Origin of the sequence: Nocardia sp. NPDC051833, assembly GCF_040681225.1 — a bacterium.
Lineage (GTDB): Bacteria > Actinomycetota > Actinomycetes > Mycobacteriales > Mycobacteriaceae > Nocardia.
In genome coordinates, this window is the sequence record NZ_JBFAYK010000001.1 from 1,822,256 (window position 1) to 1,836,285 (window position 14,030).

1 protein-coding gene (cut by both window edges) is annotated in these 14,030 nt (G+C 72.0%); it reads right to left on the reverse strand.

This entire window lies inside a single protein-coding gene on the reverse strand: locus tag AB0L91_RS08125, encoding a non-ribosomal peptide synthase/polyketide synthase (RefSeq protein WP_365008198.1). The 43,731-nt coding sequence extends 14,248 nt beyond the window's left edge and 15,453 nt beyond its right edge, so the window shows coding positions 15,454-29,483, spanning codon 5,152 (complete) through codon 9,828 (partial); reading right to left, the first codon wholly in view occupies positions 14,028-14,030. Both the start codon and the stop codon lie outside the window.

Sequence of the window (14,030 nt, forward strand, 5' to 3'; positions counted from 1 at the left end):
AGGGCCACGGCGGCGGTCTCGGCCAGCTCGGCCACGAACACCGACATCATCGACGGCACGAAGTGCGCGGTGGTGACGCCCTCGGCATCGATGATCGCGGCCAGGTAGGCCGGATCACGATGACCGTCCGGCTTGGCGACGACGAGGCGCGCGCCGATCTGCAAGGGCCAGAAGAACTCCCACACCGACACGTCAAAGGTGGCAGGCGTCTTCTGCAACACCACGTCGGACGCGGTGAGGCCGTAGGCGGCCTGCATCCACACCAGACGGTTGACGATCGCGCCGTGGCTGACCGCGACACCCTTCGGGCGACCGGTCGAGCCCGACGTGAAGATCACGTACGCGGTGTTCTCCGGCCGCAGCGGCGCGCTGCGCTCGGCATCGGTGACCGGCGCGGCGGAGTAACCCGTCAGGTCCAGGCTCTCGATGTGCAGCGCGGTGGTGGTGCCCGCGTCGAATTCGTCGGCGGCCGTGGTCAGCACGCACACCGGGGCGGCGGTCTCGAGCACGTAGTGGGTGCGCTCGGCCGGGTGGTCGGGGTCGAGCGGCACGTACGCGCCACCGGCCACGCTCACCGCGTACATGCCGATCACCAGGTCGAGCGAGCGGCGCATGCCGAGCGCGACCATGGTGTCCGGGCCGACGCCCTGGGCGATCAGGTGCCGGGCCAGGCGGTTGACCTTCGCGGCGAATTCGCCGTAGGACAGACTCGTCCCCTCGTAGGTCAGGGCGGTCGCGTTCGGGCTGGTCAGGGCCTGCGCCTCGAACATCGACACCAGCGTCGCGGCCTGGTCGACCGGGTGCGCGGTGGCGTTCCAGCCGGTGACCACCTGGCGGTATTCGGCCGGGGCCAGCAGGTCGACCTCGCCGATGGCGCGCTCGGGCGCCGCGACGACCGCGGTCAGCATCCGCACCAGGCGCTGCGCGAGCGCGGCGATGGTGTCGGCGTCGAACATGTCGGTGGCGTAGGCGAATTCGGCGAGCATGCCGTCGGCGGAACCGTCCGCGCGATGCCGGTCGGCCAGGTTCAGGTGCAGATCGAACTTGGCGGTGACCACGTCCAGCGGCACGCCGGCGACCTCGAGGCCGGGCAGCTCGAAGGCCGCCTCACCGGTGTTCTGGAACGACAGCATCACCTGGAACAGCGGGTGACGCGCCTGCGAGCGGGCCGGGTTGAGGATCTCCACCAGGCGCTCGAACGGCAGGTCGGCGTGGCCGAAGGCGGCCAGGTCGCTCTCCCTGGTCTGCGCGAGCAGGGCGGTGAACGGCTGGGCCGGGTCGACCGCGCTGCGCAGCACCAGCGTGTTGACGAACATGCCGATCGCGTCGTCGAGAACCGCTTCACCACGGCCCGCGACGGCGGTGCCGATGGCGATGTCGTCGTTGCCGGACAGGCGGGCCAGCAGCGCCGCGAAGGCGGCGTGCACGACCATGAAGAGGCTGGCGCCGTGTTCGCGGGCCAGCGCGTTCAGGCTCGCCGCCAGCGCCGGGTCGATCGAGAACTCGTGCACGCCACCGCGGTTGGAGGCCACGGCCGGACGCGGCCGGTCGGCGGGCAGGTCCAGCTGATCGGGCAGGCCGGCCAGGTGCTGCGACCAGTACGCGACCTGCTGGGCGATCATCGAGGACGCGTCGTCCTCGGCGCCGAGGGTCTCGCGCTGCCACAGCGCGAAGTCGGCGTACTGCACCGGCAGCGGCGCCCAGCCCGGCGCCTCACCGCGCGAGCGCGCGGCGTAGGCGATCATCACGTCGCGGGCCAGCGGGCGCACCGACCAGCCGTCGCCGGAGATGTGGTGCACGACGAAGACGAGCACGTGGGTGTCGGGGTGGGAACCGTCCATGGACCCCGCGACGCGCAGCAGCGCGGCGCGCACCGGCACCTCGGCGGTGACGTCGAACCCGGCCAGCACCAGTTCGCTGATCCGGTCGCGGATCTCGTCCTCGCCGACCGTGATCGGGGTGAGCGCGATCGGCACCTGGCCCGCGGGCAGCACGACCTGCACGCCCTGGCCCTCGGCGGTCTCGGGGTAGACGGTGCGCAGCACCTCGTGCCGGTCGACCACGTCGGCGACGGCCTGGCGCAGGGCGTCGATGTCGAGGTCACCGGTCAGGCGGACGGCGAGCGGGATGTTGTTGACCCCGGTCGCGCTGTCGAAGCGGTTGAGGAACCACATGCGCTGCTGGGCCAGCGAGAGCGGGATCTGCTCCGGCCGCGGCCCGGCCACGAGCTCGCGGCGGCTGCCGCTGCCCGCGTGCGATTCCACCTTGGCGGCCAGCGCGGCGACCGACGGCGCCTCGAACAGCACGCGCACGGGGACGCGGGTGTCGAGCGCGGCGCCGAGGCGGGCGACCACCTGGGTGGCGATCAGCGAGTTGCCGCCCAGGTCGAAGAAGTCGTCGTCCAGGCCGACGGCGCGGTCCCCGGACATGCCGAGCACCTCGGCGAAGGTGGCGGCGACGATCTCCTCGATCGGCGTGCTCGGCGCGCGGAACTCGCGCGCCTCGAACACCGGATCGGGCAGCGCCCGGCGATCCAGCTTGCCGTTGGCGCTCAGCGGCATCTCGTCGAGCACGACGAACGCGGCCGGGACCATGTACGACGGAAGCTGCGCGGCCAGATGCGCACGCAGCGCATCGATCTCGGTGGTAACACCGGCGGCGGGCACGACGTAGCCCACGAGCTGATCACCCGTGCGGGCATCCGAGCGGACGACCACGACCGACTGCCCGACGCTCTCGTGCGCGGTGAGCGCGGCCTCGATCTCGCCGAGCTCGATGCGCAGACCGCGCAGCTTGACCTGGAAGTCGGTGCGGCCGAGATAGGTGATGACACCCTGCTCGTCGCGGCGCACCAGGTCACCGGTGCGGTACATGCGCTTGCCGTCGGTGCCGAACGGGTCGGCGACGAAGCGGTCGGCGGTCAGATCGGCGCGGCCGAAGTAGCCGCGCGCCAGCTGCGCGCCGGCCAGGTACAGCTCACCGGCGACCCCGGCGGCGACCGGGTGCAGACGCGAATCCAGCACGTAGGCCTGCGCATTCCAGACCGGCGCGCCGATCGGGACGGCGCCGTCGACCCGCTCGGCGACCGGGCCGTGCGTCGCGTGCACGGTGAACTCGGTGGGGCCGTACAGGTTGAACAGGGCCGCGTCGCTCACCTTGCGCAGCGCGGCGACCGCGTCTCCGGTGAAGGCCTCACCGGCGATCAGCAGCGCGCGCAGCGAGGACAGAGCTCCGCCATCGGGATCGATGCTGCCTGCGAAAACGGTGAGCATCGACGGCACGAACGAGGTCATCGTGACGCGCTGCGCTGCGATGACATCGGCGAGGTACTGCGGGTCGCGGTGGCCGTCCGGGCTCGCCACGACGAGCCGGCCGCCGGTGCTGAGCGGGCCGAACAGCTCCCACACCGACACGTCGAAGGTCGCCGGGGTCTTGAACAGCACCACGTCGTCGGCGCCGATGCCGTATTCGCCGGTGATCCAGCGGATCTGGTTGACGACGGCGGCGTGCGACACCGCGACGCCCTTGGGCCGGCCGGTCGAACCGGAGGTGAAGATGACGTAGGCCGGATGCTGCGGACGCAGCGGCGCGATGCGCTCGCTATCGGTGACCGGCGCGTCGGCGTAGGCAGCCAGGTCGATGCTGTCGATGGCCAGCGTCGGCAGCTCGCCCGCGTCGAAACCGTCACGCGCCGTGGTCAGAACGACCACCGGGGCGGCCGTCTCCAGCACGTAGGCGATGCGATCGGCGGGCTGGTCGAGGTCGAGCGGCACGTAGCCGCCGCCCGCTTCCTGCACCGCGTAGGCGGCGACGACCAGGTCGATGCTGCGGCGCAGGCCGAGCGCGACCAGGGTCTCCGGGCCGACGCCCGCCTCGATCAGGCGATGCGCCAACCGGTGCACGCGCGCGGCGAATTCGGCGTAGGTCAGGCTCGCGCCGGAGGCCGGGTCGACGATCGCGACCGCGGTCGGGGTGGCGGCGGCCTGGCGGGCGAACTCGTCGACCAGGGTGCCCGCGCCGGGCAGCGCGCGCTCGGTGTCGTTCCAGCCGAGCACCGCCAGCGCGTTCTCGGTGGCATCGAGCAGTTCGAGGTCACCGACGGCCCGGTCTGGCGTCGCCGCGATCGCGGCGAGCAGGCGGGCGAAACGGGTGCCGAAGCGGTCCATGGTGGCCGCGTCGAACAGGTCGGTGGCGTAGATCAGCTCGGCGACGATGCCCGAGGGGGAATCGGCAGGCTTCTCGGTGAGCACCACGTTCAGGTCGAACTTGGCCACGTCGATCGGCAGCTCGACGCCGCTGACCGTCAGGCCGGGCAGCTCCAGGCTCGCCTGGGCGGTGTTCTGGAAGGCCAGCATGACCTGGAACAGCGGGTGCCGCGCCTGCGAGCGGGCCGGGTTGATGATCTCGACCAGGCGCTCGAAGGGCAGATCGGCGTGACCGAAGGCCGCGATGTCGCTCGCGCGGACCTCGCCGAGCAGGTCGGTGAAGCTCGCGTCACCGTCGACCTCGGTGCGCAGCACCAGCGTGTTGACGAACATGCCGATCAGGTCGTCGAGGGCGCGCTCGCCACGGCCCGCGATCGGGGTGCCGATGGCGATGTCGTGCTCACCGGACAGGCGCGAGAGCAGCAGGGCCAGCGCCGCGTGGGCGACCATGAACAGCGTCGCGCCCCGGCTGCGGGCCAGCTCGGCCAGCGCCGCGTGGGTGTCGGCGTCGATCTCGAAGGTGTGCGTGGCGCCGCGACCGCTGGCGACCGCGGGGCGCGGCCGGTCGGCGGGCAGGTCCAGCTGCTCGGGCAGGCCGCGCAGCCGCTCGCCCCAGAACGAGATCTGCTGGGCGATCACGGATTCGGCGTCGTCCTCGTCGCCGAGCACGGCGCGCTGCCACAGCGCGAAGTCGGCGTACTGCACCTCGAGCGGACGCCAGGCCGGCTCCGCGCCTTCGACGCGGGCGCTGTAGGCGGTCATCACGTCGCGGGTCAGCGGGCCCATGGAGAAGCCGTCGGCCGAGATGTGGTGCACGACCAGGGCGAGCACGTGTTCGGTGGGGCTGATCTCGAACAGGGCGGCGCGGAACGGCACCTCGGCGGTGACGTCGAAGGCGGTCAGCACCAGCGCCGAAAGGCGCTGCGGCAGTTCGGCACCCGTGGTCTCGATCGGCGCGAGGTCGGGGATCACCTTGCCGGTCGGCACGATCACCTGGTGAGCAGCGCCCGCGACCTCCGGGTAGTAGGTGCGCAGCGACTCGTGGCGGGCGAGCACGTCGGCCACGGCCACCTGCAGCGCCTGCCGGTCGAGCAGGCCCGACAGCCGCACGGCGGCCGGGATGTTGTCCACCGCGGACTCGGGGTCGAAGCGGTTGAGGAACCACATGCGCTGCTGGGCCAGCGACAGCGGCACCCGCTCGGGGCGCTGCTGCGGGACCAGGGCGGCGCGGCGGTCCGTGCCGGAGTGCGTCTCGGCGCGCGCGGCCAGGGCGACGACGGTCGAGGCCTCGAACAGCTCACGCACGCCGAGGTCGGTCTCCAGCGCGGCCGACAGGCGGGCGGCGACCTGGGTCGCGGTCAGCGAGTTGCCGCCGAGGGCGAAGAAGTCGTCGTCGAGGCCGACCCGCTCCAGGCCGAGCACATCGGCGAAGGTGGCGGCGACGATCTCCTCGACCGGGGTGGTCGGGGCGCGGAACACCGCGGCCTCGAACACCGGCGCGGGCAGCGCCTTGCGGTCGAGCTTGCCGGAGGCGTTGAGCGGGAACTCGTCGAGCACGATGAGCACCGCGGGCACCATGTAGGCGGGCAGGTTGTTGCCCAGTTCCTCGCGGGCGTCCTCGATGTCGACGGTGCGGCCCGGCGCGGCGATGACGTAGGCCACCAGCTGATCGCCGGTGTGCTGGTCACCGCGGACCACGACCACCGACTGGGCGACCTCGTCGAGCGCGGTCAGCGCCGACTCGATCTCGCCCAGCTCGATGCGCAGACCGCGCAGCTTCACCTGGAAGTCGGTGCGGCCCAGGTACTCCAGCTCGCCGTGCTCGGTCCAGGCGACGAGGTCGCCGGTGCGGTACATGCGGGCGCCGTCGTCTTCGAAGGGGTTGGCGACGAAGCGGTCGGCGGTCAGGTCCGGCCGGGCGACGTAGCCGCGCGCCAGCTGGGTGCCCGCCAGGTACAGCTCACCCGCGACACCCACCGGGACCGGCCGCAGCCGCGAATCCAGCACGTAGACCTCGGTGTTGAACACCGGGGCGCCGATCGGGACGGTGTCGGTGTCGGTGTCGACGACCTCGTGGAAGGTGACGTCGACCGCGGCCTCGGTGGGACCGTACAGGTTGTGCAGGGCCGCGCCGGTGAGCTCGCGCAGGCGATGCGCCGGCTTGGGCGGCAGCGCCTCACCGGAGGCGAACACCATTCGCAGCGACTCGCAGCGCGCGGCCGCGGCGTCGGCGACGAAGACCGCGAGCATCGAGGGCACGAAGTGGGTGACGGTGACGCCCTCGGCCCGGATGATCTCGGCCAGGTAGGCCGGATCACGATGACCGTCGGGCTTGGCGACGACGAGGCGCGCGCCGATCTGCAAGGGCCAGAAGAACTCCCACACCGACACGTCGAAGGTGGCAGGCGTCTTCTGCAACACCACGTCGGACGCGGTGAGGCCGTACGCCGTCTGCATCCACACCAGGCGGTTGACGATCGCGCCGTGGCTGACCGCGACACCCTTCGGGCGACCGGTCGACCCCGACGTGAAGATCACGTACGCGGTGTTCGACGGCCGCAGCGGCACCGTGCGCTCGGCATCGGCGATGGGGGTGTCGGAGTAGCCGACCAGGTCGAGCAGGTCGATGCGGACCTGCGCGGTGTCGATCTCCAGGTCGGTGCCCGAGGTGAGCACACACACCGGATCCGCCGTCGCCAGAATGTATTCCGTGCGCTCGGCCGGGTGATCCGGGTCCAGCGGCACGTACGCGCCACCGGCCACGCTCACCGCGTACATGCCGACCACCAGGTCGATCGAGCGGCGCATGCCGAGGGCCACATAGGTTTCCGGGCCGACACCGCGATCGATCAGCCAGCGGGCCAGGCGGTAGACGCGCTGGGCGAACTCGGCGTAGGACAGGCTCTCGCCCTCGAAGACGAGGGCGGTGGCCTGCGGAGTGCGCGCCAGCTGGGCCTCGAACATCGAGACGAGCGTGGCGTCGCGGTCCACCTCGTGCGCGGTGGCGTTCCAGTCGCGCACGACCAGCTCGCGCTCGGCGGTATCGAGCAGTTCGATATCGCCGACGGCCACACCGGGTTCGGTGGTGATCGCGGTGAGCACCCGGATCAGGCGCTCGGCGATGCGGTGCACGGTGGCGGCGTCGAACAGGTCGCTCAGGTAACCGGCCCGGATACGCAGCTGGGTGTCCAGCTGCGCGATCAGCGACAGCGGGTAGTGCGTGGCGTCGGCGGCGTCCAGGCCGGTGACGGCCATGCCGTCGATATCGGCGGCCTGGGCCTTGATGCCCTCGGCGTCGACCGGGTAGGACTCGAAGACCACCAGCGAGTCGAACAGGCCACCGATGCCGGCGGCCGACTGGATCTCGGCCAGGCCCACGTAGTGGTGGTCGAGCAGGTCGGCCTGCTCGCCCTGGGTGCGGGTGAGCACGGCGCGCACCGATTCGGCGGCGTCGAAGCGCACCCGGACCGGAACGGTGTTGATGAACAGGCCGACCATGGACTCCACGCCGGACAGCTGCGCCGGACGGCCCGAGACGGTGGTGCCGAACAGCACGTCGTCGCGACCGGTCATCCGGCCGAGCACGATCGACCAGGCGACCTGCAGCACCGTGTTCGGGGTGACGCCGAGGTCGGCGGCCAGCGCGACCAGGCGGGCCGTGGTCGGCTCGTCCAGGTCGAACAGGTACTCCTCCGACAGGGCCGCGATCTCGCGGCCCGCGTCGGCACGAGCCAGCAGGGTGGGCTCGGTGACGCCGCGCAGCGCGTCGGACCAGGCCGCCACCGACACCGAGTGATCCTGCTGGGCAACCCATTCCAGGAAGTGCCGGTAGGAGCGGACGGCGGGCAGCGCGCTCGCGTCGCCGTGCAGCGCGTAGAGCGCGAGCAGGTCGCGCATGACCAGCGGCGTCGACCAGCCGTCGAGCAGGATGTGGTGGTTGGACACCACGAAGCGCCACTCGTCCTCGGCGATCCGGATCAGCGTGAAGCGGATCAGCGGCGGCGCGGCCAGGTCGAAGCGCGCGTTGCGGTCGGCCTCGACGAGATCGGCGAAGTCGCCCGTTTCGGTCCGGTCGTGCTCGGCCCAGGCCACCTGGGCGTGGTCGAGGACGATCTGCACGGCGTTGCCGTCGTGGTCGGTGACGAACGCGGTGCGCAGGGTCTCGTGCCGGTCCAGCAGGGCCTGGGCGGCGGCGCGCAGACGGGTGGCGTCGACGCGGCCGGTGAGTGTCAGGACCGCCTGCGCGGTGTAGACGTCGACCGAGTCCGCGGCCAGGCGGGCGTGGAAGAACAGGCCCGACTGCAGGGCGGCCAGCGGCCACACCTGGGTCAGCTCGGGGTACCGCTTCTCCCAGACCTCGATATCGCCCTGGGTCGAGCGCACCAGCGCGAAGTCGGACGGCGTGTGGCCGCCGGCGTCGGCCGAGTTGGCGTGCCGGGCGACGGCTTCCAGCGCGGTGACCCACAGGTCGGCGAACTCGCGCACCTCGGCGGCCGCGAGCAGGGTGCTCGGGTAGCCGATATTGGCGCTGAGCTTGTCACCGACGACGATCGCGTTGACGTCCAGCGGCGCCATCGCGGGCATGTCGGCGTCGTAGGCGCCGCCGAGGGCGGCCAGCTCGGGCGCGGGAATCCAGCCGAAGCCGCGCAGCGCGTCGGGGACATCGCTGTCGGCGACGCGGCCCAGGTAGTTGAAGCTGATCTGACCGGGCAGCTGGGTGGGCAGTTCCGCCGCGGTCTCGGCGTTCATGTACCGCAGCAGGCCGTAGCCGATGCCCTTGTCGGGCACGGCGAGCAGCTGCTCCTTGACCGCCTTGACGGCCTGCCCGAGGGCGGGGCCACCGGCCAGCGCGGCGTCGATGTCGATGCCGGCCAGGTCGAGGCGGACCGGGAAGATCGCGGTGAACCAGCCGACGGTGCGGGACAGGTCGGCGCCGGGCGCGACCTCTTCCTCACGGCCGTGGCCTTCGAGGCGGACCAGCAGCTGATCGCCGGTGGCCGCGGCACGAGCGGCCCGCCACTTGGCGGCGGCCAATGCCAGCGCGGTGAGCAGACCGTCGTTGACGCCGCCGTGGAACAGCGCGGGCACGGTGGTCAGCAGGGCCTTGGTGACCTCGGCGGACACCTCGACCGGCAGCTTCTCGATGACGCCGGAGACGTCGACGGCCGGGTTCATCGGCCGCTCGGTGAGCAGCGGATCGGGGGTCGCCACGACCTCGCGCCAGAAGTCCAGCTCGGCGGTGCGATCAGGGTTGCGCGCCTCGTCGGCGAGCGCATGCGCCCAGGCCCGCATGGAGGTGGCGGGGGCGACCAGCTCCGGCTGCTGACCGGCGGACAGCTGGCCCCAGGCCGCGACGAAGTCCGGCACCAGGATGCGCCAGGACACGCCGTCGACCACGAGGTGGTGCGCGACGACGATCAAGCGTCCGGCGCGGGTGACCTTCGCCGGAGCCGCGGCTTCGGTGCCGGGCAGCGCGCCGACGGGCGAACCCGCGGCATCGCCGGGCACGGGCAGCGAGATCGCGGGCGCAGCGGCGACGTCATCGGTCGCGGGCAGCGAAACCACGGGCGCCGACGCGCTCACGGTCGGCTCCAGCCATACGAACCGGACGACGACGCCAGCGGCCGGATCGAGCCGGTCGAGGCTGGCATCCAGTGCTGCGGAGGCGATCCCGACGAGCTCCTCGTCGGTGGCGGTCGCGTCGAAGGTGCTGTGGTCGATCAGCGCGTCGGCGTCGACCGCGCCGACCGGTGCGGTGTCGACGACCCAGCGGCCGTCGACCTGGTGCAGCCGCGAGCGCAGCATGTCGTGGCGGTCGATGACCGCGCCGACGGTGGCGGCGATGCCGGCGCGGTCGATGCCGACCGGCAGTTCCAGCGCCATGGTCTGGTTGAACCGGTCGAACGAGCCGGACCGCTCGGCCATGAACCGCACGACCGGGGTCAGCGGCATCTCGCCGACGCCACCACCGGGCAGCTCGGCCAGCGTGACGGCGGCGGCCGAGGCCACATCGGCGGTCTCGGCGACCGAGGCCAGACCGGCGACGGTGCGCTGCTCGAAGACGTGGCGCGGGGTGAACAGCACGCCACGGGCCTTGGCCCGGGAGACGAGCTGGATGGAGACGATCGAGTCACCGCCGAGGGCGAAGAACGAGTCGTCCACGCCGACCCGCTCGACGCCGAGCACCTCGGCGAAGACCTCGGCGATGGTCTGCTCGATGGAGTTGCGCGCGGCGCGGAAGGTGACCTCGGTGGCGAACACCGGCTCGGGCAGCGCCTTGCGGTCGAGCTTGCCGACCGGGGTCAGCGGCACGTGGTCGATCACCATGATCGACGAGGGCACCATGTACGCGGGCAGGCGATCCTCGACGTGCGCGGTCAGCGCCGCGACGTCGATCGACTTGCCCTGCGCGGCAACCACATACGCGACCAGCGAGACCGCGCCCGCGGTGCTCTTGTGGCCGACGGTGGTGGCGAAGTCGACGGTCTCGTGCGAGGCGAGCGCGGAGTCGATCTCGCCCAGTTCGATGCGGAAACCGCGGATCTTGACCTGGAAGTCGGAGCGGCCGACGTACTCGACGGTGCTGTCGGCGGTCCAGCGCACGACGTCACCGGTGCGGTACATCCGCTCCCCCGGCACGAACGGATCGGCGACGAACCGGTCGGCGGTCAGCCCGGCGCGGGCGTGATAGCCGCGCGCCAGCTGGATGCCCGACAGATACAGCTCACCCGCGACACCCACCGGAACGGGCTGGAGCTGGGCGTCCAGGATCAGCGAGCGCATGCCCCGGGTCGGGCCACCGATGGTGACCAGCTCGCCCGGCGTCAGCGCGGCACTGATGTTGGTCATGATCGTGGTCTCGGTGGGACCGTAGCCGTTGTGGAAGGCACGGGTCGTGCCGTCCGCCAGCGGAACCGCCCACTTGCTCACCAGATCGGCGGGCACCGCCTCACCACCGGCGACGAGGACCCGCAGCGAGTCCAGGCCGCTCGGGTCGAAGGTCGCCAGCGCGGCGGGGGTGATGAAGGCGTGGGTGACCCGCTCGGCACGGATCAGCTCGGACAGTTCGTCACCGCCGTAGACCCCCGGCGGGACGACGACCAGCGCACCGCCGCGGGCCAGCGCCAGCAGCAGTTCCAGGATCGAGGCGTCGAACGAGGGCGACGCGAAATGCAGTGCGCGGCTATCGGAATCGAGGGCGTAGCGCTGCGCCTGCTCCTCGCCGAAGTTCGCCAGACCGGCGTGGGTGACCACGACGCCCTTGGGCACACCGGTCGAGCCGGAGGTGTAAATGACGTAGGCGGGCTGCTCGGGCGTGGTCGCGCGGACCAGCTCGGCGTCGTCGATCGGGCCGCCGTCGAAGGCGTCCAGATCCAGCTCGTCGAGCACCAGCCAGCGTGCCGATTCCGGCAGACCGTCCCGCACGGACGCGACGGTCAGGCCCAGCGGTGAGCCGGAGTCGGTGACCATGTGGGCGATGCGGTCGGCCGGGTAGGTCGGGTCGACCGGCACGAAGGCGGCGCCGGTCTTGGCGACGGCCCAGGCGGCGAACACCGAGTCGGCCGAGCGCGGGACACCGACGGCGACGAGGTCCTCGGCGCCGATGCCCTCGGCGATCAGCAAGCGCGCCAAGCGGTTCGAGCGCTCGTCCAGCTCGGAATACGACAGCGTCGCGAAGCGACTCGATGAGGGGCGGTGGTCGGGCGACGGGTGGGCCACAGCTGTCCCCTGGAACACCACGGCATCGCCGGTCGGGTTCAGGGCGACGGCCTCGGCCAGCAGGCTGCGCAGGGTGCGCGCTGGCACCGGCGGCTCGCCGACCCGCAAGACCAGGTCGGTCCGCTCGGCGGCGTCGAGCACGTCGATCGCGCCAACGGTCACCGACGCGTCGGCGGCGACGGCCGCGAGCACGCGCTCCCAGCGGGTCGCGATGGTGTCGACGGTGGCCTCGTCGAACAGTTCGGTGGCGTAGTTCAGGGCCAGCGCCATGCCGCCGCTGCCCGGCTCACCGAGCTCGGACAGGGTGAACTGCAGGTCGAAGCGGGCGACGCTCTCGTCGAGATCGAGCGCGGAGACCGCGAGTCCGGGCAGTTCCAGGGTGGTGCGATCCAGGTTCTGGAAGGCCAGCATCACCTGGAACAGCGGGTTGCGCGACTGCGAGCGCTCCGGCGCCAGCAGTTCCACCAGCCGCTCGAACGGCACGTCGGCATTGCCGTAGGCGTCGAGGTCGGCCTTGCGGGCCTGCTCGAGCAGATCGGTGAAGGACTCGGCCGGGCGCACGCCGGTGCGCAGCACCAGGGTGTTGACGAACATGCCGACCAGGTCGTCGAGGGCCTGCTCACCACGGCCCGCGATGGGCGTGCCGATGGCGATGTCGTCGGAGCCGGACAGGCGCGCGAGCAGCACCGCGAGCGCGGTGTGCATGACCATGAACAGCGACGCGCCCTGGCGACGGGCCACCTCGTCGAGCTTCGCGATCAGTTCCGGCGCGAGCTCGCGGTGCACGGTGGCGCCGCGATGCGAGGCGATGGCCGGGCGGGCCCGGTCGAACGGCAGGGTCAGCTCGTCGGGGACACCGGCGAGCTGGCGCTGCCAGTACCCGACCTGGCGCGACAGCAGCGAGTCGGCGTCGTCCTCGGTGCCGAGCACCGCACGCTGCCAGATCGCGAAGTCGGCGTACTGCACCGGCAGCGGCGCCCAGCCGGGCGCGGTGCCCTGGGCGCGGGCGGTGTAGGCCAGCATCACGTCGCGGGTCAGCGGCGCGATGGAGAAGCCGTCGGCGGCGATGTGGTGCACGACCACGACGAGGACGTGCTCGTGCTCGCTCGCCTTGAACAGCCGGGCGCGCAGCGGAACCTGTTCGGCCACATCGAAACCGGTGGAGACGAACTCGGTGACCGTGTCGAACAGCCGGTCCTGGGCGACCGTGACCGGGCGCAGGTCCAGCGAGATGCGTTCGGCGGCCACGATCTGCTGCACCGGGGTGCCGCCGTGCTCGGGGTAGCGGGTGCGCAGCGATTCGTGCCTGCGCACCAGGTCGGCCAGTGCCAGCGCCAGCGCCTCGGTGTCGAGCGCGCCGGTGAGGCGGATGGCCACGGGCAGGTTGTAGGCCGCCGAATTGGTGTCGTACTTGTTGAGGAACCACATGCGCTGCTGCGCGAACGACAGCGGCACCAGCTCACCCTCGGTGCGCTCGCGGGCGACCAGCGCCGCGCGGGCGGTGCCGCCGGTGTGCGATTCCACCCGGGCCGCGAGGGCTTCCACGGTGGAGGCTTCGAACAGCGCGCGCACCGGCACGGTGGCGCCGAGCGCGGCGCCGATGCGGGCGACCACGCGGGTGGCGATGAGCGAGTTGCCGCCGAGGTCGAAGAAGTCGTCGTCGACGCCGACCCGGTCCAGGCCGAGCACGTCGGCGAAGACCGCGGCGACGGTCTCCTGCACCGGGGTGACCGGGGCGCGGAAGGCCCTGGCCTGCACCGCGGGAGCGGGCAGGGCACGGCGGTCCAGCTTGCCGTTGACGGTCAGCGGAATCCACTCGAGCCGGACCAGCGCGGCCGGGACCATGTAGGCGGGCAGCTGTTCGGCGGCGCCGCTGCGCACGACGTCGAGGTCGGGCTGGGCGTCGCCGTCGGCGACCACGTAGGCGACGATGCGCTGGTCGCCCGGCTGGTCCTCGCGGACGATGACCGCGGCCTGGGCGATGCCGGGCTGGGCCAGGACGGCGGCTTCGATCTCACCGAGCTCGATGCGGAAGCCGCGGACCTTCACCTGATCGTCGGCGCGGCCGAGGTATTCGAGTTCGCCGAAGCGGTTCCAGCGCGCGAG